Raw genomic sequence first — 23,273 nt, forward strand, 5'->3', positions numbered from 1 at the left:
CCAGGATCAAACTCTTCACTTAAGTTTTCGACAACCTCACCCTCGCGGGCTCGGCCATCTATCTTTCCGAAGCGTATGTCCCAACCAACAAACTCATTACTGTGTTTCTTTGGTTGGACGCTTGCATTTCTATGGACAGGTCGTAACCCTCCATCGCAAGACGTCCACACAATTCACCTGCGCACACTGTCAAAGATCAATCACTTGCCACCGATTTCTCGATCGCCCCGAGGACGTTTCGTCCTAGGTGAGCCGCCCATTCTACATCGCTTTTTACGACCGTCAACACCTTCGTTGAGAAATTTTTCAGCGAGGTTCGTTGCGGAAATCTTCGCGAGAGGGCGTCTCGTCGAACGGGCGAGAATCATAGCGCCGTGTCGCACGCCTGTGAAGAGGGCACGACGATTTTCTTTCATGAAAGTCGCCCGCGATCGCGGCGCTACACTTCTCGCCATACCTATTCCACTGCGACGAGTACACATGATGAAGCGATGGCTTGCACCGATATTCTTGTTGCTTACCGGCTGCGTCAGCGCTGCTCCCGGAAGCAAGGCGCCCGCGGTGGTGCTTCACGGGCAAAGGTTCTCGGCGGAATTCGCCGCTGACGAGCCCAGCCGCGAACACGGCCTGATGATGCGCACCACGCTGGCTCCGGATCACAGCATGCTGTTCGTGTTTTCCTATACTGCACCGCAGGCGTTCTGGATGAAGAACACACTGATCCCGCTCGACATACTGTACTTCGACACGGATCGACGACTGGTCTCGATGCAGTTGGATGTGCCACCGTGCAAGGCCGACCCTTGCCCCGTCTATCCCAGCGACGCGCCAGCGCGTTACGTACTCGAACTGTCAGCCGGTACGGCGCGGCGCATTGGTGCAAAGGCCGGCGATGAACTAAGGATCGAGGGCGACATCGGCCCGGTGCGTTGAGCTGCCGGGCCGGACCTGTTCAGCATCCCCACGCGATAGGGGATCAGTTCTTCGGGCCGCAGGCTTGCCAATACGTCCCAATCGTCTTCGAAAGGAATGAACTGTCGCACGGGATGCTCCTCGGTTGCGCGCCACGATACGTGCGCAGGAACATCAGAGCAGACGGCCCGGCCAATGCGCCGGCAAGATCGGGCCGTTTGCAGGCGGAAGTCGGCCTTCAGTCGAGTTCGATCATCTCGAAATCATCCTTGGTGGTGCCGCAATCCGGGCAAGTCCAGGTGTCGGGCACATCTTCCCAGCGGGTGCCTGGTGCAATCCCTTCGTCAGGAACGCCCACAGCTTCATCATAGATATAGCCGCAGACAACGCACATCCATTTGTGCAAGGCAACGGCTTCGGCGGAACTCTGGCTCATGGTTGGACTTCTTTGGATCGTCATGGAATGGCACATTCTCGCAACTCGCCCGGCAATGCGAAAGCATCGCAATGCGCTGGCCACACATCTGCACATATGAGGTATCGAATTGAACAGGTTTGCACCATGGTCAGGCCGCGGCCTTTACGCCCTCACCGACGGGCCTCGCGAGGATCTGTTCGAAGTCGTCTCCCAGGCGCTTGCCGGCGGCGCGCAACTACTGCAGTACCGCGACCCGACCGCTGACGCAGCACGCCGTCACGCCGAAGCGACTGCCCTCAGACAGCTATGCCACGAGCATGGTGTGCCATTGATCATTGACGATGACATTGCGCTGGCCAAGGCCGTCGGCGCGGATGGCGTTCACCTGGGCGATGCAGAGAACGATATCGGTGTCGCCCGCAGCGAACTGGGCGACCACGCGATCATCGGCATGGCCTGTCGCGACTCGCTGCAGCTGGCCCAGATCGCCGCCCACGCCGGCGCGAGCTATCTGTCGTTCGGCGCGTTCTTTCCCTCAACGACCAAGCCATTGGCGCCACGTGCCTCGATCGATCTGCTGAGGCAAAGCGCCGCGCTCGGCCTGCCGCGGGTGGCGATCGGCGGAATCACACCGGACAATGGCGCACCGTTGATTGAAGCCGGCGCAGATTTTCTGGCGGTAGTTTCAGCCCTTTTCGGTGCCTCCGATGTACGCGCTGCCGCGCAACACTTTTCCAACATGTTCTCCCCCGATCGAGAATCCACACGATGACCAACCACGAACTCTTCCAGCGCGCCCTGCAACTGATGCCCGGTGGCGTGAACTCGCCGGTACGCGCGTTCCGGTCGGTCGGTGGCGAGCCGTTCTTCACGGCGCGCGCGGATGGTGCTTATCTGTGGGATGTCGAGGGCACTCGCTATATCGATTACGTCGGCTCGTGGGGGCCGATGATCGTCGGCCACAACCACCCGGCGGTGCGCGAAGCGGTTGAGCGCGCAGTGAAGGATGGGCTTTCATTCGGCACACCTTGCGCAGCCGAAGTCACCATGGCCGAGATGATCACCCGGCTGATTCCCTCGGTGGAAATGGTGCGCATGGTCAACTCCGGAACCGAAGCGACGATGTCGGCCATCCGGCTCGCACGCGGCGCCACCGGCCGCGCCAGGATCGTGAAGTTCGAGGGCTGCTACCACGGCCACGGCGACAGTTTTCTGGTCAAGGCCGGCTCCGGCGCGCTGACCTTCGGCGTGCCCACCTCGCCCGGCGTGCCCAAAGCCAATGCCGATCTCACGCTGACCTTGCCCTACAACGATATCGATGCGGCACAGACCCTGTTTGCCGAACAAGGACACGACATTGCCGGCCTGATCATCGAGCCGGTCGCCGGCAACATGAACTGCATCCCGCCCGTGGACGGCTACCTGCAGGCATTACGCGAACTGTGCACGCAGCACGGCGTACTGCTGATCTTCGACGAAGTGATGACCGGCTTCCGCGTCGCACTCGGCGGCGCACAGGCGTATTACGGCGTGACACCGGATCTGACCACGTTCGGCAAGATCATCGGCGGCGGTATGCCGGTCGGCGCCTATGGCGGCCGTCGCGATCTGATGGAACAAATTGCCCCGAGCGGCCCGATCTACCAGGCCGGCACGCTCAGCGGCAATCCGGTGGCGATGGCGGCGGGCCTGGCGATGCTGGAACTGATTCAGACGCCAGGCTTCCACGATCAGCTCGCCGCCCGCACACGCCTGCTCGCCGACGGCTTTCAATCGGTCGCCGATGGCGAGGGCATTCCGTTCAGCACGAATCGCGTCGGCGGCATGTTCGGTCTCTTCTTCAGTGCTCAAAAAAAGGTGACCAGCTACGCGCAGGCGACAGCGGCTGATGTGGCGCTGTTCAACCGCTTCTTCCACGGCATGCTGAAACGCGGCGTGTACTTGGCACCGTCCGCATTCGAGGCCGGCTTCATGTCCAGCGCGCACAGCGACCAGGACATCGCCGACACCCTGGAAGCCGCGCGCGGCGCACTGCGCGACGCGCGGGCCTGATTCACCAGCTGCCGGTATTCGGCATCGACGCCCACGGTTCGCGTGACGGCAGATGGCCTTCCTGCAGTAGCTCGATCGAAATCAGATCGGGTGAGCGCACGAAGGCCATGTGCCCATCGCGTGGCGGACGATGGATGGTGCAGCCCATCGCCTGCAAACGCTCGCAGGTGGCGTAGATATCCTCGACGCGGAACGCCAGATGGCCAAAGTTGCGCGCCGAGCCGTAATCCTCCTGCGAGCCCCAGTTCCAGGTCAGCTCGATCTCGGCCTCCGGGCTGTCCGGCGCCGACAAAAACACCAGCGTGTACTTGCCTTCGGGCACTTCGGTGCGGCGCACTTCACGCAGGCCAAGACCGTCGCAATAGAAGCGCAACGAGGCGTCGAGGTCATGTACGCGCACCATGGTGTGAAGGTATTTCATCGGAATGCTCCTGATCGATGGGCCGCCGCGAAAAATCGCCTCAGCCTGCCGCAAAGTCACTCAACGCCGCGTGCAGACGGGCGAGGCCTTCGGCCAGTTCTTCGTCGGTGATGGTCAGCGGTGGCACGAAACGCAGCACATCCGGCCCGGCCTGCAGCAATAGCAGGCCATGCGCGGCGGCGTGATCGAGAATCGCGCCCGCCTTGCCCTTGTGCGTGTCTGCGAGCACCGCCCCGATCATCAGGCCGCGGCCGCGCACTTCGGCGAACAGGTTCAACTCATGGTTGATGTGGGCCAGTCCGGCGCGCAAGGCGTTCGCCTGGCGTTCCACGTTCATCAGTACCGCCGGCGAAGCCAGCTTGGCCAGCGCGACACGCGCGACCGCAGCCGCCATCGGATTGCCGCCGAACGTGGTGCCGTGTGCGCCGTACTGCATGATCTCGTCCACTTTCGGGCCAGCCAGCATCGCGCCGATCGGGAAGCCGCAACCGAGTGCCTTGGCCAGGGTCACGATGTCCGGTGTGACGTTCTCGTGGGTGTGCGCGAACAGCGTGCCAGTGCGGCCCATGCCGCACTGGATCTCGTCCAGCACCAGCAAGGCGTCATGCTGATCGCACAACTCGCGGGCGCGCTTCAGAAAACCCGGCGCAGCCGGCAGCACACCGCCCTCGCCCTGTACCGGCTCAAGCATCACTGCGGCAATGTCGCCCGCAGTGAGGGCTGCCTCCAGCGCGGCCTCGTCATTGAAATCGAGATAGCGAAAACCCGCCGGCAGCGGCTCGTAGCCCTCCTGGTATTTCGGCTGCGCCGTGGCAGTGACCGTGGCCAGCGTGCGGCCATGAAACGAGCCCCTGAAGGTGATGATGTTGCGTTGTTCCGGCGTGCGACCTTTCGACGCCGCCCACTTGCGCACCAGCTTGATCGCCGCCTCGTTCGCCTCGGCGCCGGAATTGCACAGAAACACCCGCTCGGCGAATCCGGAGGCAAGCACCAGCTCCTCCGCCAGTCGCAGCGGCGGCTCGGTATAGAACACGTTGCTGGCATGCCACAGCTTGTGCACCTGCGCGATCAGTGCCTCGATCAGATCCGGATCCTGATGGCCGAGCGCGTTCACCGCGATGCCGGCGCCAAAATCCACGTAGTCGCGACCTTGCGTATCCCATATGTATGCACCCTTGCCGTGGTCGAGCACGAGCTCGCGCGGCCGATAGACGGGTAGCCAATAACGCTTCCCCAGATCCGTCAGGGATGTGCTGGGCGGCAGTCGTTCGTGCATGTCTTGCTCCGGGCATCGCCGACAGGCGACACCAGCGATGGATGATCAAGGTGGGGATTCGGGCCACCCTCGGCACATGGTCGGGGCGACACACACCATGCATCGTAAAACCTGGGGGCAGGTTTTGCACGGCTCCGTACGGCCGCGCTGTATACCAACCAACACGTTGTATCGCTTATGTATCACTCCAGCAGAAACGGTTCACCGCGCCATCTGCCAACCCAACCATGGGCGGTAGAGCGGATGCCGGGCTGTAACGCTGTGACAGTTCCGACCGAGCAACAAACCATCGCATCCGTTGGCAACCCTTGCTGTTGCAGCATTGCCGGCCCTTGGCACAGGCATTGCTGTACTTCGCACGCTTGCCAGGGTTGAGGGCGGTCACCGAGACAACTCATCCACTTTCGAAGGTGTGGGTTTGCCGCGATGGCTGACCCGCGAGAACAACCTGCTGCCGCGGAGCGCGGCGAAGGCGAACGAGGGCGGTAACCCGGCACCCTGTAGCCGGGCACCACTGGAACCCCCGGCCCGTCCCCTGCGGGCCGGGGGATTCCTCTGACGAGGCCTGACGTAAGGCTGACCCGAACGCTGCAAACCGCAGCCGCACCTTGGTGGCTCTACATGCTCTGCGCCACTGGCGACCCATGGCCGTTCACGGCGGCTATTCGCCGCCCGGCAGGTGGCCGATCACCGTCGCGAAGCTCTTCCAGCGCCACCTTGTGCTTCTTGCACAGACGGTACACGGTGACTCGCGACACGTTGAGTCGTCGCGCACATTCGCTGATATTGAAATGGCTTTCGTGCAGGCAGTTCAGTACCGCCTCGCGTTCGGCCGAAACGCGGGTCAGACCGAGACTCGAACGACTGGCGGGCGTCGGCTGCATGTCCTGCAGATCCAGGTCCGCGGCGCTGATCAACGTGCCCTCGGCGACCACGGCCGCGCGTTGCACCCGATTGAGCAGTTCGCGCACGTTGCCGGGCCACGCAAACCCGCGCATGGCCTGTCGTGCCTGGATGCTGAAGGCATGGGCACGGCTGTGATGTCGCAGACGGAATGCATCGAGAAAATGTTGCGCGAGCAACTCGACATCACCCTCGCGTTCGCGCAGTGCCGGCATGCGCAAACGCAGCACGTTGAGCCGATAGTACAGATCCTCGCGGAAACGACCTTGCGCCACGGCCATTTCCATATCCACATGCGTGGCGGCCAACACCCGGACATCCAGCTTGATCGGCTGGCTGGAGCCCACCCGCACCAGCGTGCCCTCTTCCATCAGGCGCAGCAGGCTGGTCTGGGCATCGAGCGGCAGGTCACCGATCTCGTCGAGAAACACGGTGCCGCCGGCCGCCGTCTCGAAATGCCCGATGCGGCGCACATTCGCTCCGGTGAAAGCGCCGCGCTCGTGACCGAACAGCTCGGACTGCACCAGGTTCGACGGCAGCGCACCGCAGTTGATCGGCACGAACGGGTGTTCGCAGCGCGCCGATAACCCATGCAGAGCGCGGGCGGCTATTTCCTTGCCGCTGCCGGTCTCGCCGGTGATCAGTACCGGCAACTCCACCGGCGCATATTTGCGCAGGCTGCTCATGATGGTGCGCATCACCGGGCTGACGGCGCCGACGATACCGGGGATATCCGCTTTTTCGGCTGTCGGCGACCAGCCGTTGCTGATCTTCATCAACGTGTGGAGCAGGCGCTTCATGTCAACCGGCACGGTGAAGAAATCGGCACTGTCGCGCAGGACGCGCACCACTTCCGGCTTGCCCGCGGCGGTCTCCTGCGGAACAAGCACCAGCCACGGCAGCCACGGATGATTATCCATCAACCGCCCCATGGCCTGGATTGCCTGCTCGTCGCCGTGCCGCAGATCGGCCATCGCCACCACGATATCGTCGCGTCGCATGCCGACACCGTCCTGCAGCCGGGCATCGCCTATCCGTGTGCGCCATCCTGCTTGCGCCAGACTGGCACACTCCTCGGCGGTGGGTTGACCAAACCAGACTACGCAACGCCTCGATGCCTGTTCATTCGTCATGGCACTGACCCCTGTCCCCACGGTCGCTGATGCAGTTCGAGACGACCACCTTGGCAGGCGATGATTCCCGGTACTTTCGCAGCCGCATCCTGCGCCCTGGTTGCTACAAAAGTGTGATGTGCATCACGCAATATACTCCCAAGTAAGCCGGAAATGCATGAAGCGACAAAGCATTTTCGTCCGCATAAGTCCATCGGTGACAAGGGTTTACAGCATATGCAGGCTAGGTACACCACCCCCGGTCTTGTCAGATTTTGCCGATTGGCGGCCCGATCACGGTCATACCAGCGCTCACTCGGAGAGATTCAGTCCAGAAAAAGATCCGGCAATAGCGACATGCCCGGCTGTACGGCGTAGTTGGCGAAGTCGCCTAGACCCGTCTCACGCAGGACGTCTTCGTCGATCGCGAAGTGGCCCGTATAGTCGCGTGCCGGACGGCTCAGGATGACGTGCGCGGCATCGGCGACGATCTCCGGTTTGCGGCAATGCTCGACCTTCACGCCGTCGATCATGCCGATGGCCGCGGTGGCAATCACCGTGCGCGGCCACAACGCGTTCACCGCGATACCGATCGAGGCAAACTCCGCGCTCATGCCCAGCACGCACAGGCTCATGCCGTACTTGGCGATCGTATAGGCGGTATGCGGCGCGAACCATTTCGGATCGAGATTCGGCGGCGGCGACAGCATCAGCACATGCGGATTTGCCGCCCGTTTCAGGTAGGGCAGACAGCTCTGGGTAACCAGAAAGGTGCCACGGGTATTGACCTGCTGCATCAGGTCATAGCGTTTCATCGGTGTGTCGGCAGTGCCGGCCAGCCAGATCGCACTGGCGTTGTTGATGACGATATCGATGCCACCGAAATGGTCGGCCGCCTGCGCTGCGGCGGCGCGCACCTGCTCCTCTTCCCGGATATCCACCTGCAACGCCAGCGCCTTGCCACCGGCGGCCTCGACAGCGGCCGCCGCGGTGTGGATGGTACCGGGCAGTTTCGGGTTCGGCACGCCACTCTTGGCCGCGATCACGATATTGGCGCCGTCGCGTGCGGCGCGTATGGCAATCGCCAGGCCAATGCCGCGCGAGGCGCCACTGATGAACAAGGTCTTGCCGGCCAGGTTGCCCATGCGCATCGACTCCGTCGCGGGTGTCAGGTGAGGTCCGGCCAGTGTAAGGCTTGTCGATTCACGGTTTCTGGAAACGCGGCAGGATGTCGCGCAGTTCGGCCAACCGTTGCAGCGGATCGTTCAACTCCAGCATGTGCTGCTGTTCGATCGCATCCAGCGGCAACAGTTCGGCCAGCCGGAAGCCCACCCAGCTGGCGTCGTCATAAGCACTGCGTGGAGCCTGCCGCCAATGCGGAGCCATAGTCTCGATCAGTCGTTCGAGGATGCTCTGCAGCAAGGCAAACTCTACCGGCACCGGTAGCTCCGGCTCGGCCGGCCATACCTCCACTTCGCCGCGCACCAGGCCGTCGGCGCGAACGCGGCTGCGCGCAGCCCGAAAGCGCTGGTCGCCCACGGCAACAATGCCGAGCAGGCCATCTTCGTCGCGATGAAAGTCGCTGATCCTGGCAATCGTGCCGATGGCGGCCGGCACTGCCGGCGCGCCCGTTTCATGTCCATCGAGGATCAGACACACGCCGAAGCCGGTACCATGGCGGGTGCACTCTCGCACCAGGTCGAGATAGCGCGGCTCGAAGATCCGCAGCTGCAGCTGGCCGCCGGGAAACAGGACGGAGGCGAGTGGAAACAACGGCATCTCGATAAGCGGCGATTGGGCGACCATGCAACGAGTGTAACCAGAGGGCCCTTGTCGTGTTCAGGTGCCTGCCCGCAACGCCTCGACGAAGCGGCGCGGCGCGTTTTCGAAACCGCCGTTGGACATGAACACCACTTGATCGCCGGGCCTGGCCAGGGCGCGCAGCGCAGCAATCAGGGCATCGACGCTCGGCGCGGTGGTGCCCCGCCCGCCCAGTGCATCAGTAACGTGATGCGCGTCCCATGGCAATTCCGGCCGTTGCAGAAACACCACCGCATCGGCATCGGCCAGCGATGGCGCCAGCGTCTCGGCATGCGCGCCCTGACGCATCGAATTGGAGCGTGGTTCCAGCGCCACCAAGATGCGCGCTTCAGCCACCTTCGCGCGCAGTCCAGCCAAGGTCGTGGCGATGGCAGTGGGATGGTGGGCGAAGTCGTCGTAAATGCGCACACCGCCCATCTCGCCAACCAGCTCCATCCGCCGCTTGACGCTTTCAAAGGTGGCGAACGCGGACAGCAACGCCTTCGTGTCGGCCCCGGCGGCTGTGGCGGCGGCCAGCGCGGCCAACGCGTTCATCACGCTGTGGTTGCCGAGCAGCGGCCAGCTCACCTCACCGATCAGCTCGGTACCGTGATGCACGGTGAATGCCGAGCCATCCGCTTCAACCAGTGTCGCCTGCCAGTCACCGCAACCGATGCCGAACGTTTCCACCGGCGTCCAGCATCCCATCGCCAGCACTTCGGCCAGCCGCTGATCGTGCGCGTTGACGATGAGCCGGCCGTTGCCCGGCACCGTGCGCACCAAGTGATGGAACTGGCGCTGGATCGAAGCCACATCCGGAAAGATATCGGCGTGGTCGTATTCGAGATTGTTGAGGATCGCGATGCGTGGGCGGTAGTGCACGAACTTCGAACGTTTGTCGAAAAACGCCGTATCGTATTCGTCCGCCTCGATCACGAACGGCTTGCCCTGCCCCAGCCGCGCCGACACGCCGAAATTGCCTGGCACGCCGCCGACCAGGAAGCCCGGCGAGAGTCCTGCACATTCCAGCAGATGCGCCAGCAAGCTGGTGGTGGTGGTCTTGCCGTGGGTGCCGGCCACGGCCAGCACATTGCGCCCCTGCAGCACTGTCTCGCCCAGCCATTGCGGGCCGGAGATGTAGCGCAGCTGCTGATCGAGCATGTATTCGACGGCAGGGTTGCCGCGGGTCATCGCGTTGCCGACGACGACAAGATCCGGCCGGCCATGGTCAGGCCCGGGCTGCAGATGTTCGGCCGTGTAGCCGCTCATCAACGCAATGCCGAGTGCTTCGAGCTGGGTGCTCATCGGTGGATAGACGTTGGCGTCGGAGCCTTCGACCGTGTGGCCGAGTTCGCGAGCCAGCGCGGCGACACCGCCCATGAAGGTGCCGCAGATGCCGAGGATGTGCAGACGCATGGTGGGACGCGATTCCTTGAAGCCCGCTCCAATGGGAACGGGGTGTACTCAGCCGTTCGCTGCTGCCGATTCGTTCTGCAGCGCCTGCTTAACCCGCGCGGTGACGTCGCTCAATTCGCCGACGCCATCGACGATCTGCAGCTTGCCGCGGCGGGCGTAGAAATCGGCCACGGGGGCGGTCTGCTCGGCGTAGATCGCCAGGCGCCGGCGCACGGTGTCGGGGTTGTCGTCGGCGCGGCCTTCAGCCTTGAAGCGGATCTCGCAGCGGCCGATGATCACTTCGCTGGGTACCTTGAGCTTCACTACCGCATCCAGCGGCTGGCCTATCTTCGCCAGCAGCTGGTCGAGCGCATCGGCCTGGGCCAGATTGCGCGGGTAGCCATCGAGGATGAACCCGGCTTTCGTGTCGTCCTGAGTCAGCCGGTCTTCCAGCATGCCGAGCAGGATGTCATCGGAGACCAGCTGGCCGGCGTCCATCACCGCCTTGGCTTTCAACCCCATCGGCGTGCCGGCGGCGACGGCGGCGCGCAACATGTCGCCGGTCGAGATGTGCGGCACAGCGAATTCCGTCTTCAGCCGCGCAGCCTGCGTGCCTTTGCCCGAGCCGGGCGCACCAAGTAGGACGAGTCGCATAATGCTCCACAAGTTCGGCGGGCTGCCGCACACTGCAGCAGCCCGCCGGATTCCCAGAATTGGCTGTCAAATTAGCGTCTGCACCCGGTGCCGTCAAACAGAGGCATTCCCGCGCTTGCGGCAAGTATTTGTTGCCAAAAAGATTTACCGCCGACCGCCATCGTCCCGCAACCGCCCTTCAAGAGGATCCCCATGAGCCCGAACCGTCGTCCGCCAGCCATCGCCGGCAACCTGCTGTACGCCCAGTCCGGCGGCGTAACCGCGGTGATCAATGCCACCGCCGCCGGCGTGATCGAGGCGGCCCGTGACAAGGGCATGAAAGTGTATGCCGCACGCAACGGCATCCTCGGCGCGCTGCGCGAGGAGCTGATCGACACCTCGAAGGAGTCGGCCGCGGCAATCACCGCGCTGCGCCACACGCCCGGCGGCGCGTTCGGCTCATGTCGCTACAAGCTGAAGTCGCTGGAAGACAACCGCGCCGAGTACGCGCGACTGATCGATGTGTTCCGCGCCCACGACATCCGCTGGTTCCTCTACAACGGCGGCAACGACTCGGCCGATACCGCGTTGAAGATTTCGCAGCTGGGCAAGGCAATGGGTTACGACATCCGCTGCATCGGCGTGCCGAAGACGGTGGACAACGACCTGGCCGTCACCGACTGCTGCCCCGGTTTCGGCTCGGTCGCGAAGTACACCGCAATCTCCACGCTGGAAGCGAGCCTGGATGTGGCCTCGATGGCCGAGACCTCGACCAAGGTGTTCATCCTTGAGGTGATGGGTCGCCATGCCGGCTGGATCGCCGCCGCCGCCGGCCTGGCCGGTGAAGGCGCCGATGCGCCGCCGCACGTCATTCTGTTCCCTGAAAACACGTTCGACGAGACGGCGTTCCTGGCGAAAGTGAAAGCCACCGTCAAACGCGTGGGCTGGTGCACCGTGGTGGCTTCCGAGGGCGTGCGCAACGCGGCCGGCCAGTTCCTCGCCGAGGCCGGCACGCGTGACGCGTTCGGCCATGCGCAGCTCGGCGGCGTCGCACCCGTGCTGGCGGCGCTGGTGAAGGAGAAGCTCGGCTACAAGTACCACTGGGCACTGCCCGACTACCTGCAGCGTTCGGCACGCCATGCCGCCTCGAAGGTCGACGCCGAGCAGGCCTACGCGGTCGGTCGGGCCGCGGTCGACTACGCGCTGGCCGGCATGAATGCGGTAATGCCCGTGATCGTGCGCGCGTCCGATACGCCGTACCGCTGGAAGGTCGAACCCGCGCCGCTGGCGAAGATCGCCAATCGCGAAAAGAAGATGCCGAAGAACTTCATCACTCGCGATGGTTTCGGCATCACCGCCGCCGCACGCCGTTACCTGGCGCCGCTGATCCGCGGCGAGGCGCCATTGCCATACGGCAAGGATGGATTGCCGCGCTACGTGCAATTGAAGAACGTGGCGGTGGCAAAACGGCTGCTGGCGTTCACGCGCTGAATTCAGGTCCGCTGCCGCCGGTTGGCTGAGCGTCACCTGAAATCGCGCACGCCCTGTGCGTACTCTGTTCAGCCGCAGCTTCCTACGATCCATCCCATCCGAGTCAAAGGCCGCACTGTTGCGGCCATGACCCCAGGGAGGAGACCCCAGATGAAGCTCATCAACCGCCTGCTCATCGCCCTTGCCCTGTTCTCCACCGGCAGTCTCGCACTGGCCGCTCCCGAACAGGATCATGGCCGTGGACACGGTGACCATGATCGCGACCACCACGGCCACGATCGCCGCCATGACAACGGCCGCTGGCATGGCGGCGATCGCCGCTGGGATCGTGACGATCACCGTCGCTACGGCTACTACCGGTCAGGCCCGCGCTACTACGGTCATCCGCATCGTTGGGAGCGCGGCCATCGTTACGAAGGCCCGACCTATGTCGTACGCAACTACGGCTATTACCGCCTGCGTCAACCACCGCGCGGCTATCACTGGGTGCGCGCGGACAACGATTACTTGCTGGTCGCCATCGCCACCGGCATCATCCTGGACGTAGCCTTGCATTGAGTCCGCATCAAGGCGAATGACCCCCGGGCCATGCATTCGTGCATGGCCCTTTTCTTGGGTGGATGCCGCGGCTCCGATGCGCTGCGCCGCACAACAGCCTGCGCGTCAACGTCTGCCTATACTCCCCGGGACCGCCCATTCCGGACGGCCACTTACAACCATGGGGAGGCTCCGATGCTGCAGCAGTATGGCTGGTGGATCGTTCTGGCGTGTGCGGTGGTGGCGGTTTTGTATGGCGCGTTTTCCGCGCGCTGGATCCTGGCGCAATCGCCCGGCAACGAGCGGATGCAGGAGATTGCAGCGGCCATCCAGGAAGGCGCACGTGCCTACCTCAACCGTCAATACACTACCATCGCGCTGGTCGGCGTGGTGCTGTTGCTGCTGATCGGTTTCTTTCTGAGCTGGCCGACCGCGATCGGCTTCCTGCTTGGCGCGGTGCTGTCGGGGGCAGCCGGTTACATCGGCATGAACGTCTCGGTGCGCGCCAACGTGCGCACCGCCGAGGCGGCCCGCGGTGGCTTGAGCAAGGCGATGGACGTAGCGTTCCGCGGTGGCGCGATCACCGGCATGCTGGTGGTCGGTCTGGCCTTGCTCGGCGTGGCCGGTTACTGGCTGCTGCTCAATCGCATGGGCATCACCGGCGAGCCGGCGTTGCATGCGCTGGTCGGTTTCGCGTTCGGCAGCTCGCTGATCTCGATCTTCGCGCGCCTGGGCGGCGGCATCTTCACCAAGGGCGCGGATGTCGGTGCGGACCTGGTCGGCAAGGTCGAAGCCGGCATCCCCGAGGATGACCCGCGCAACCCGGCGGTGATCGCCGACAACGTCGGTGACAACGTCGGCGACTGCGCCGGCATGGCGGCCGACCTGTTCGAGACCTACGCGGTGACGGTGATCGCCACCATGCTGCTGGGCAGCCTGATGGCCAGCGAAGTGGGTGCCAATGCGGTGCTGTATCCGCTGCTGCTCGGCGCGGTGTCGATCATCGCCTCGATCATCGGCACGCTGTTCGTCAAGGTGAAGGAAGGCGGCTCGATCATGGGCGCGCTGTACAAGGGCGTGATCGTCTCGGCGGTACTCGCCGCTGCGGCCTTCTATCCGATCACCACCCAGCTGATGCCCGACTTCAGCCACGGCGCGATGAATCTGTGGGGTTGCACCCTGATCGGGCTGGCGTTGACCGGCGCGATCGTGTGGATCACCGAGTACTACACCGGCACCCAGTACAAGCCGGTGCAGCACATCGCGGCCGCCTCCACCACGGGTCACGGTACCAACATCATCGCCGGCCTCGGTGTCTCGATGAAGTCCACCGCATGGCCGGTACTCGCCGTCTGCGCCGCGATCTGGGGCGCGTTTACATTGGGCGGCCTGTACGGCATCGCGATCGCCGCCACGGCGATGCTGTCGATGGCCGGCATGATCGTGGCACTGGACGCCTATGGCCCGATCACCGACAACGCCGGTGGCATCGCCGAGATGGCCGACCTGCCACCGGAAGTGCGCGGCGTCACCGATCCGCTGGACGCAGTCGGCAATACCACCAAGGCGGTGACCAAGGGCTATGCGATCGGCTCGGCCGCGCTGGCTGCGCTGGTGCTGTTCGCCGACTACACGCACAACCTCGACGTCGCGACCCAGGCCAAGGCGGCACTCACCGGCGTGGCAGCGCAGGCGATGACCTTCGACCTGTCCGACCACATGGTGATCATCGGCCTGCTGATCGGCGGTCTGATCCCGTATCTGTTCGGCGCGATGGCGATGGAAGCCGTGGGCCGTGCGGCGGGTGCGGTGGTGGTCGAAGTGCGCCGGCAGTTCCGCGACATCCCCGGCATCATGGCGGGTACGGCCAAGCCGGAGTATTCGCGCGCGGTCGACATGCTGACCAAGTCGGCGATCCGCGAAATGATCGTGCCCTCGCTGCTGCCGGTCGCCGTGCCGATCGTGGTCGGCCTGCTGCTCGGCCCGAAGGCGCTCGGCGGCGTGCTGATCGGCACCATCGTCACCGGCCTGTTCGTGGCGATCTCGATGACCACCGGCGGCGGCGCGTGGGACAACGCGAAGAAGTACATCGAGGACGGCCACCACGGCGGCAAAGGCTCCGAGGCCCACAAGGCTGCGGTCACCGGCGACACCGTGGGCGATCCGTACAAGGACACCGCCGGCCCGGCGGTGAACCCGCTGATCAAGATCATCAACATCGTGGCGCTGCTGCTCATTCCACTTCTCTGAGCGTTGTGTTCCCGCAGCAGGGAGAGTCCGCTCATGCGGGTCTCTCCCTGCTGCGATCAGGCAGGCTCTCTGGGAGTCCCCACTTGGGGGACGTCGCCAGGGTCAAACCCCTCGATCCTGCCTTCGCTCGATTGCCATGCCTGTGAGCGTGCCTGCCTTCCGCATTTGCAGCTTCCCGGCGTATTCTCCCGACGAACCCGCCACTGGCCAGGATCAATCATGTTCACTGCACTGTCGTCCGTTATCCCGCGTCGCAGGATCGCCTTACCATGGCTGTTGATCGGCGGTTACACCGTTGCCACGCTGGATATGCTGGTCGCCATCACCTACTGGTCGGGCCACGGCGTGCCTGCAAGTCGCGTCCTGCAGGTGCCAGCCACATGGCTCCTGGGTCACACTGCCTATAGCGGCGGCATGGTCACAGCAATGGTCGGCGCCCTCGTCTACGGTCATCTGATGTGGGGCGTGGTCGCGCTTTACCGCGCCATCGCCCGGCGCCACCCGGTGTTCTGGCGGCGACCATTTGTGTGTGGATCACTGTACGGAGCAGCTGCATATTTCGTCATCTTCCAGATCATGGCGCCACTGTTGACGAGCACACTTCCGAACTTTCACAACTTGCCCTGGCAACTGATCTGCATCGCGACTTTCATGACACTGGTCGGCATTCCCTGTGCGCTGTTTTCACGTATGGCAGACGACCGCCCCGCACAGGATGTTTCGCGGGAAGACTGCGCGCTTCCGGCGCAGTAACTTCAAACACGACGCTTCACCGATCATCCTTTCCCGGCTGCAGCCTCGCAGGGTGCGGAAGGGTCATGGCGACTGGGAGAATTTCTTGAAACACGTCTGGATGATCCTGGCGCTCGGCGTCACACTGACCGGCATGAACAACGCCACCGCCCATGTCGACCAGCCCGCCAAGCCCGCGGCCACAGCCAAGTCGACGGACGATCCGTTCCTGTGGCTGGAGGACATCCGCGGCACCCGCTCGATGGACTGGGTGAAGCAGCAGAACGCGTTGTCGACGAAGCACTTCGTCGACAACGCCGAGTTCGCCAGCACCCGCGACAGCATCCTCGAAGTGCTCGATTCGGATGCGCGCATCCCGTACGTCAATCGCATGGGCAGCCATCTCTACAACTTCTGGCGCGACAAGACGCACCCGCGCGGCGTGTGGCGACGCACCACGCTGGAGGAGTACCGCAAGGCCGAACCCCAGTGGGAGGTCCTGCTGGACATCGACGCGCTGAACAAGGCCGAAGGCAAGCGCTGGGTATACAAGGGCGCGCAATGCCTGAAGCCGGCGTTCGAGCGCTGCCTGATCTCGCTGTCGCCGGACGGCGGCGACGCTACCGTGGTGCGCGAATTCAGCATTCCGCACAAGGCGTTCGTGAAGGGCGGTTTCGAGTTGCCGGTGGCGAAAAGCCAGGTCGGCTGGATCGACGAGGACACCATCTACGTCGGCACCGATTTCGGCCCCGGCTCGATGACCGAATCGAGCTATCCGCGCATCGTCAAGCAGTGGAAGCGCGGTACGCCGCTGTCCGTCGCCGCCGCCGTGCACGAAGGCAAACCGACCGACCTCGCGATCAGCGCGTATCACGATCGCACGCCAGGCTACGAACGCGATTTCGTTTCCGTCGCCAAGGATTTCTTCCACAGCGAGCTGTACCAGCGCAGCGGCGACAAGCTCACCCGCATCAATGTGCCCACCGACGCGGATGCCGACGCCCATCGCGAATGGCTGCTGGTGCGGATCCGCTCGCCGTGGACAGTCGATGGCACCACCTATCCCTCCGGCGCGCTGCTGGCGACGCAGTTCGACAGCTTCATGGCTGGCAAGCCGCACTTCACCGTGCTGTTCCAGCCCGATGCGCATACCTCGCTGGACTCATACGCCTGGACCCGCCACCACCTGATCCTCAACCTGATGGACGACGTCAAGAGCCAGCTGGAGGTACTGACCCCGCCGCTGATGGCCACGCCCAGCGGCGACTGGAAGCGCGAGGCGATGCCCGGCGCGCCGGCGATGAGCACGATCAGCGTGGTCGACACCGACCCCGACCACAGCGACGAGTACTGGCTGGACGTCACCAGCTTCCTCACTCCGTCATCGCTCGAACGCGGCGTGCTGGGCAGTGCCGCGGCACAGACGATCAAGCAGGAGCCGGCGTTCTTCGACGCCGCGAAGTTCAGCGTGAGCCAGCACTTCGTCAATTCGAAGGACGGCACCCGCGTGCCGTATTTCGAGATCGCGCCGAAGGACATCCAGCTGGACGGCTCCAACCGCACCTTGCTGTACGGCTATGGCGGCTTCGAGGTATCGCTGCAACCGCATTACAGCGGCAGCATCGGCCGCGCCTGGTTGGCGCGCGGCGGCGTCTACGTGATCGCCAACATCCGCGGCGGTGGCGAGTACGGCCCGCAGTGGCACCAGGCCGCGCTGAAGGCAAATCGCCCGCGCGCGTATGAGGACTTCGCTGCGGTGGCCGAAGATCTGGTCAAGCGTGGCGTGACCTCGGCGAAGCATCTCGGTGCCGAAGGTGGCAGCAACGGCGGCCTGCTGATGGGCAACATGCTGACGATGTATCCGCAGCTGTTCGGCGCGATCGCCTGCGAAGTGCCGCTGCTGGACATGAAGCGCTACATCCACCTTTCTGCCGGTGCATCGTGGATGGCCGAGTACGGCAACCCGGACACCGATGACTGGAACTTCATCAAGACGTTCTCGCCGTACCAGAACGTGAGCAAGGAGGTGCATTACCCGCCGGTACTGTTCTACACCACCACCAGCGACGATCGCGTCGGCCCGGTGCAGGCCCGCAAGATGGCGGCGAGAATGCAGGCGCAGGGTCATCCCGACGTGTGGTTCTACGAGAACCTCGAAGGCGGCCACGGCGCTGGCGCCGACAACCAGCAATCCGCGCACATGCACGCAATGGCGTATGACTTCCTGTGGGATCAGTTGAAGTAGCGCAATCGCGAAGCACCGCGGCAAGGCCGGTTCAACGGCGGAACGTGCAACTCGCCTCAGGTAGATCTCCATCCCGCGACAGCTCGCCGCGGGACCGGCGATGCCCTCCGCCCCGGAGCGCACGCCCCAAGTACAGCTGCAGATCGCGCGATACATCCCGGTTGAACTGCGCGCTGGCCGCAGTGCTGCGGTAGCGTGCGGACCTGGGCTACCGGCGCACGCTGGTGTAACGCTGCCAGGCCAGATCGGCGGCGAAGCCCCTGTACCCACCGAGCACCAGACCCAGTACGGGATCGGACTCGCATCCGTGGTTGGCATCGATGCCCTGCAGGCGATCCCTCGCCGCGTAAGGTTCGATCGTGTTGAGCCGTCTCGCGGTCGAATAGAACGACCCGTAGTACACCGCGTGCAGCAACTGGTGGCCGACTCGATGCGGCGCTGGCTGACATGGATCTGGCGATGCGGCTGCGCCCGGCGATTCGGCAAGCCCTGCCGACAGCGCTTCATCCGTAAAAAGGGGCGTCAACTTTCGTTTCGGCGCGTTGTGCTTCTGGATCCGGCACTGAAAGCCATGACTTTTTGCATACAGACAAATGGTAGTCCCCGTCATCTCCAGGTCGATCGGCGTGGGTTCTTGTCCGGCGACCGCGGATGGCCGGGCAATCCGGCCGATGGCTTTGCATCGCGGCTTTCAGCAGCTTTCACACGACCGACGGCGCGAGTCCCCAAGCGCATGGTTCGGCACGAATAGCGCCTGCGAGCCCAATGAATTGGCATCACCCAGGTTCCGACAATTGGCTATGTATCGAGTCGATGCAGGTACCTACGCTACAAATCAGACGTTTTTGTAACGAATCATTGACATCGCTACACATTCGTCCCCCTCCCCCCCAAAAAAAAGATGCTTCGTTTTGCAGCCTCGCGGCTGCATTCCCCATCACGGAGATCACCACGATGCCGACGATTGCGCCGTGCCTCGAACCCGTTCCACCGCGCGCGGACATGGCGCGTGGCCATGCAGCCGCGCTGATGCGTGAAGACCTGATCACGCGCATGGGCTCGCTGAAACAGACCGCGAGAGTGCATGCCGTCGGGCCGCGCACGGATGAATCACCGCCAGCACGCGTGGCGAACATCGCGGGCGATCTGGCTGCGCGCATGCAACAGCTGATCGAACTTGAGGGCAGTGTCTCGGCGCTCGCCGAACGCTGCGGTTTTTCCGAAGGAGCGGTACGCAATTGGCGCGATGGACGCAGCGACATCTCGCGCGAGCGCTGCATCACCATGGCGCAGATTCTTGGCGTGTCGGTGCTCTGGCTGGTTGCAGGCGAAGGCCCCATGAAAGTCGGTCCGGAAAACTCACCGCCTCCGCAACCGATCTCGAGCACCTCGTCGCCATCGGCGCACTCGGCACCCGACACCGTGCGGATGGCGGGGCTCGATTCCAGGCTCCTCGCGGACAGCTTGCGCCTGTTGCAGTCGTATATAGGGCTCATCGGCGGGTCGCTGGATCCGAACTCCCGCGCCGACCGGGTGGCAGAGCTTTACGACATCCTCAGCCATGCCTGCGACGCTACCCATGTCAATCGCCTCATGAGCTTCCACAGCACGCTCAGCGATCAGCTCCGCCGAAACCGCGCGCTGATTGCCTGAATCGTTGGGGCAACACCAAACCCGTGTGACGAGCTGCGGCCGTCCACGCAAACAAACCGGACCCCATGCCACGGAATTTCCATTCCAGGGTGGACAGGGATTCCTGTTTTCCGGGTCCGATTTTCATCACCACAGAGACGGGGATTTACATGAGTAACCGCAGAAACATTGAACACAAGCCACGCAAGCAGCGCATGGCGGGTCAGGCGTTGAGCCTGGCCGTGGCAGTCACGCTGGGCCTGTACGGCACCATCGCGTCTGCGCCGGCCCATGCGCAGGCCACTACCGGCAGCATTTTCGGCCAGGCACCCACGGGTAGCGGCGAGACGGTATTGGTTCGCAGCAATTCCGGCATATCCCGCCAGGTCGCGGTGGATGCGAGCGGCCACTACACCGTGGACTCGCTTCCGCTCGGCGACTACAGCGTGACTCTGCAGCGTGCCGGGCAAGCTGTCGATTCGCGCTCCCACATCACCATGCGGGTGGGGGCCGGTACCGAGGTTTCCTTCGCTGCGGCAAACGCCGCGGGTGCGCAGACGCTGACCGCGGTCACCGTGCAGGCCAATGCCCTGCCCACCATCGACGTAACCGGTGTCGACTCCCGTACCGTCATCACATCCCAACAACTGGCCCGCCTGCCGCTGGCACGCAGCGCCGAGGCGATCGCACTGCTCGCGCCGGGCGTGGTCGAAGGCAGCGGCCTGTTCAACGGCCTGAGCACCACCGGCGGCTCGGTGGTTTCGCTGGGCGGCTCCTCGGTCGTCGAGAACGCGTACTACATCAACGGTTTCAACACGACCGATCCGCTGAGCGGCTTCGGCGGCCTGACCCTGCCCTACGGCGCCATCGATCAGCAGGAAGTCCTCAGTGGCGGCTATGGCGCGGCGTATGGCCGCTCCGATGGCGGCGTGATCAGCCAGGTCGGCAAGCGCGGCACCAACGAGTGGCATTTCGGTGGCCAGGTGCAATGGACACCTACCGACCTGCAAGGCGACCCCAAGAACTTCTACTACGTCAACAGTGACGGTTCGCGCGGCAGTATCTATCGCCGTCGCGGCGACAACAAGTCGTGGACGACCACGGTCGATGCCTACGTCGGCGGCCCGCTGATCAAGGACAAGCTGTTCTTCTTCGCCGCCGTCGAAGCCGAGCGCGAACAGGGCCTCGGCGACTCCAACAGCCCAGTCGACCGCGGCGTGGGTCCGGTGACGGCGCCGTTCATCACGCACACGCGCGAGGATCGGCCGAAGTGGTACGGCAAGCTGGACTGGAACATCAACGACAGCAACGTGCTGGAGCTGACCGGCGCCTCCAGCAAGGACTCGTACCAGGGCACGACCTACAACTACGACTACGACAGTGGCAAGCAGACCGACTACGTCGGCGGCGCCACCTCGACCAAGAACGGTGCCGATCTGTACTCGGCGAAGTTCACCAGCTACATCACCGACGACCTCACGGTGAGCGCGCTGTACGGCAAGATGAAGGGCACCTATTACAGCGACACGCCCGGATTCGATCCGACCAACCCGTACCTTTTCCACCCGGAAAACCAGAATCCGGCCATCACCGGCGGCGACATCATCACCAACAACCAGACGGTGTCGACGATCAACCTGCCGGGGCATCGCTCGACCAACACCAACCTGCGCGTCGACATCAGCTACAAGCTGGGTGATCACACGTTGACCGCCGGTATCGACAACCAGAACTCGGCCAATGTCGACGCGGGTACGTACTTCCCGCCCAACGGTACCGGTTATGCGTGGTACTACGACCAGATGACCGATGGCGACGGCAACCCGCTGCCGAACCAGTACATCCTGGGCGGCCCGGGAACGGCCGCAGCAGGTGCCGACTGGCACAACTCCCCGTGGGTGGCTGCGGCCGGCCCGGGCACCAACGGCTACTACGTCTACCAGTACCGCTATCACGACAACGGCTCGTTCCGCGTCGCACAGCGGGCGCAGTACATCGAGGACAGCTGGCAGGTCAACGACCGCTGGCTGGTCAAGATCGGTCTGCGCAACGACCAGTTCACGAACTACGGTGGCGACGGCCAGCCCTATCTGCGCCTGACCTCGCCGCAGTGGGCGCCGCGCGTGGGCTTCAGCTGGGACGTCAACGGCGACTCCAGCATGAAGGTCTACGGCAATGCCGGCCGCTATTACCTCGCCTTGCCGAGCAGCGTGGCGCAGCGTTCGGCCGGTACCTCGCTGTACACCAGCACCTACTACACCTACACCGGTATCGACGCGAATGGCGTGCCCACCGGCCTGACCCCGATCGACACCAGCGTCGGCGCCGGGCAGCCGCTGTCGAACAACGGCGAATATGGCCAGGGACGTGATCCCCGCACCGCGGCCTCGACCAACCTGAAGTCGGAGTACCAGGACGAATACATCCTCGGTTTCGACAAGAAGTTGAACGACTCGTGGGTATACGGCGCCAAGGCGACCTATCGCAACCTGCGCAATGCCATCGACGACGTTGCCGACAACGTATCGATCATCGCGAAGATGAACGCGATGGGCATCGATCCGAACAGCTATGACGCCACGCAGGTACCGGGCAGCATCCTGATCAACCCGGGCAGCACCTCGTACTTCAACATCCCGAAGCTGGCCGGCGGCTACTACAACGTGCAGATGGACTGGAAGAACGACTTCCATTTCAACACCACGATGAAGCGCAAGTACTACGGCCTGGACGTCTACCTGGAGCATCCGTTCGACGGCAAGTGGCAGGGCAAGATCGACTACCTGTGGTCGCGCAGCTACGGCAACAGCGAGGGCCAGGTGAAGACCGATGTCGGCCAGACCGACGTGTCGGCCACGTCCGACTGGGATTACGCGCAGATCATGGACTACGCCAATGGCGAGCTGGCCAACAGCCGGCGTCACCAGATCAAGGCGTACGGTTCCTACCAGTTGAACCCGGCGTGGATGCTCTCCGGCAACCTGACGGTGATGTCGGGCGCGCCGAAGAGCTGCCTTGGCCTGTATGCCAACAACACCAACCCGGGACTCGGTTACGGCACCTACTACCACTTCTGCAACGGCCAGCCTTCATCGCCGGGCGAGACGCACAACCCGTGGACCTACCTGCTGAGCCTGAGTGCGGAATACCGGCCGGAATGGGCTCAGCGGCGACTGGGTTTCAACGTGATGGTCTACAACGTGCTTGACCAGCAGGAAACGACGCAGACCTATGCACGCCAGAACGTCAATTACATGCGCCCGTTCACCGCGCAGACACCGCGTTACGTGCGCTTTGGCGTGAACTACGACTTCTGACCCACCAGGAAGCGTAAGCAACGGGGGCACCGCCGGGGATCCGGCGGTGCCCCTTTTTTTCAACCCGTCCATTGAAGGTTTCCCGGATGCCAGGTTCGACTGTTGATGTATCGCGCAGCTCGGCCGCGGCGTCGCGCGCCGTACGCG

Annotated in this window: 19 protein-coding genes; 10 read left to right on the top strand and 9 right to left on the bottom strand. The window is 63.8% G+C overall.

The features are described from left to right. Nucleotides 1-483: 483 nt before the first annotated feature. Nucleotides 484-933, top strand: coding sequence for a DUF192 domain-containing protein (locus tag EAH75_RS18855; RefSeq protein ID WP_140806545.1), 450 nt, complete (start codon nt 484-486; stop codon nt 931-933). 217 nt (nt 934-1,150) lie between these two features. Here the strand turns inward: EAH75_RS18855 and EAH75_RS18860 are convergent, their stop codons facing one another. Beyond that, entirely contained in the window at nt 1,151-1,348 is a 198-nt protein-coding gene (locus EAH75_RS18860; RefSeq protein WP_140656048.1) for a rubredoxin, read from the bottom strand. A gap of 109 nt (nt 1,349-1,457) precedes the next feature. Here EAH75_RS18860 and thiE point away from each other — a divergent pair, with 109 nt between their 5' ends. Continuing rightward, the gene (gene thiE, locus EAH75_RS18865; RefSeq protein ID WP_140656044.1) at nt 1,458-2,102 is read left to right on the top strand and encodes a thiamine phosphate synthase; all 645 of its coding nucleotides are present in this window, start codon (nt 1,458-1,460) and stop codon (nt 2,100-2,102) included. Then, the gene (gene hemL, locus EAH75_RS18870; protein ID WP_140656041.1) at nt 2,099-3,382 is read left to right on the top strand and encodes a glutamate-1-semialdehyde 2,1-aminomutase; all 1,284 of its coding nucleotides are present in this window, start codon (nt 2,099-2,101) and stop codon (nt 3,380-3,382) included. Before thiE ends, hemL begins: the two co-directional genes overlap by 4 nt. A 1-nt stretch (nt 3,383) precedes the next feature. Here hemL and EAH75_RS18875 read toward each other — a convergent pair whose 3' ends face one another. From EAH75_RS18875 to EAH75_RS18905, 7 genes are all read right to left on the bottom strand, one after another. Beyond that, on the bottom strand, nt 3,384-3,803 hold the full coding sequence (locus tag EAH75_RS18875; RefSeq protein ID WP_140656036.1) for a VOC family protein: 420 nt from the start codon (nt 3,801-3,803) through the stop codon (nt 3,384-3,386). 40 nt (nt 3,804-3,843) lie between these two features. Further along, nucleotides 3,844-5,079 (bottom strand): acetylornithine/succinylornithine family transaminase, encoded by a 1,236-nt coding sequence (locus tag EAH75_RS18880; protein WP_140656033.1) that lies wholly within the window; start codon nt 5,077-5,079, stop codon nt 3,844-3,846. A 617-nt stretch (nt 5,080-5,696) separates the two neighbouring features. Beyond that, the gene (locus EAH75_RS18885; protein ID WP_140656030.1) at nt 5,697-7,115 is read right to left on the bottom strand and encodes a sigma-54 dependent transcriptional regulator; all 1,419 of its coding nucleotides are present in this window, start codon (nt 7,113-7,115) and stop codon (nt 5,697-5,699) included. Nucleotides 7,116-7,420: 305 nt separating this feature from the next. Then, a complete protein-coding gene (locus EAH75_RS18890) occupies nt 7,421-8,239 on the bottom strand; it encodes an SDR family oxidoreductase (protein WP_140806519.1) in 819 nt (272 codons plus the stop codon). A gap of 58 nt (nt 8,240-8,297) precedes the next feature. Next, nucleotides 8,298-8,900: an LON peptidase substrate-binding domain-containing protein gene (locus tag EAH75_RS18895; protein ID WP_140656025.1), complete on the bottom strand. Its 603-nt coding sequence runs from the start codon at nt 8,898-8,900 to the stop codon at nt 8,298-8,300. 33 nt (nt 8,901-8,933) lie between these two features. Further along, entirely contained in the window at nt 8,934-10,310 is a 1,377-nt protein-coding gene (gene mpl / locus EAH75_RS18900) for a UDP-N-acetylmuramate:L-alanyl-gamma-D-glutamyl-meso-diaminopimelate ligase (protein WP_140656022.1), read from the bottom strand. A gap of 48 nt (nt 10,311-10,358) precedes the next feature. Further along, nucleotides 10,359-10,943 carry an adenylate kinase gene (locus tag EAH75_RS18905; RefSeq protein ID WP_140656019.1) on the bottom strand — a complete coding sequence of 195 codons (585 nt, stop codon included), beginning with the start codon at nt 10,941-10,943 and terminating at the stop codon, nt 10,359-10,361. A gap of 192 nt (nt 10,944-11,135) precedes the next feature. Between EAH75_RS18905 and EAH75_RS18910 the strand changes: the two genes are divergently transcribed. The 5 genes from EAH75_RS18910 to EAH75_RS18930 all read left to right on the top strand — a co-directional run bounded on the left by EAH75_RS18910 (nt 11,136) and on the right by EAH75_RS18930 (nt 18,177). Beyond that, nucleotides 11,136-12,413: a 6-phosphofructokinase gene (locus tag EAH75_RS18910; RefSeq protein WP_140656015.1), complete on the top strand. Its 1,278-nt coding sequence runs from the start codon at nt 11,136-11,138 to the stop codon at nt 12,411-12,413. A gap of 150 nt (nt 12,414-12,563) precedes the next feature. Beyond that, on the top strand, nt 12,564-12,971 hold the full coding sequence (locus tag EAH75_RS18915) for an RcnB family protein (protein ID WP_140656012.1): 408 nt from the start codon (nt 12,564-12,566) through the stop codon (nt 12,969-12,971). A gap of 174 nt (nt 12,972-13,145) precedes the next feature. Continuing rightward, nucleotides 13,146-15,200 (top strand): sodium-translocating pyrophosphatase, encoded by a 2,055-nt coding sequence (locus tag EAH75_RS18920; protein ID WP_140656009.1) that lies wholly within the window; start codon nt 13,146-13,148, stop codon nt 15,198-15,200. A gap of 219 nt (nt 15,201-15,419) precedes the next feature. Next, nucleotides 15,420-15,953: a hypothetical protein gene (locus tag EAH75_RS18925; protein WP_140656006.1), complete on the top strand. Its 534-nt coding sequence runs from the start codon at nt 15,420-15,422 to the stop codon at nt 15,951-15,953. Nucleotides 15,954-16,086: 133 nt separating this feature from the next. Further along, nucleotides 16,087-18,177: a prolyl oligopeptidase family serine peptidase gene (locus tag EAH75_RS18930; RefSeq protein WP_205043293.1), complete on the top strand. Its 2,091-nt coding sequence runs from the start codon at nt 16,087-16,089 to the stop codon at nt 18,175-18,177. A 208-nt stretch (nt 18,178-18,385) separates the two neighbouring features. On the opposite strand, the gene EAH75_RS18935 is transcribed toward EAH75_RS18930, so the two are convergent. Next, nucleotides 18,386-18,703 (bottom strand): hypothetical protein, encoded by a 318-nt coding sequence (locus tag EAH75_RS18935; RefSeq protein ID WP_140655999.1) that lies wholly within the window; start codon nt 18,701-18,703, stop codon nt 18,386-18,388. 503 nt (nt 18,704-19,206) lie between these two features. Between EAH75_RS18935 and EAH75_RS19685 the strand changes: the two genes are divergently transcribed. Further along, on the top strand, nt 19,207-19,830 hold the full coding sequence (locus tag EAH75_RS19685) for a YdaS family helix-turn-helix protein (RefSeq protein WP_161596239.1): 624 nt from the start codon (nt 19,207-19,209) through the stop codon (nt 19,828-19,830). 194 nt (nt 19,831-20,024) lie between these two features. Further along, a complete protein-coding gene (locus tag EAH75_RS18945) occupies nt 20,025-23,126 on the top strand; it encodes a TonB-dependent receptor (protein WP_428993526.1) in 3,102 nt (1,033 codons plus the stop codon). Nucleotides 23,127-23,273: the final 147 nt, after the last annotated feature.

Source organism: Rhodanobacter glycinis, from assembly GCF_006438785.1.
Lineage (GTDB): Bacteria > Pseudomonadota > Gammaproteobacteria > Xanthomonadales > Rhodanobacteraceae > Rhodanobacter > Rhodanobacter glycinis_A.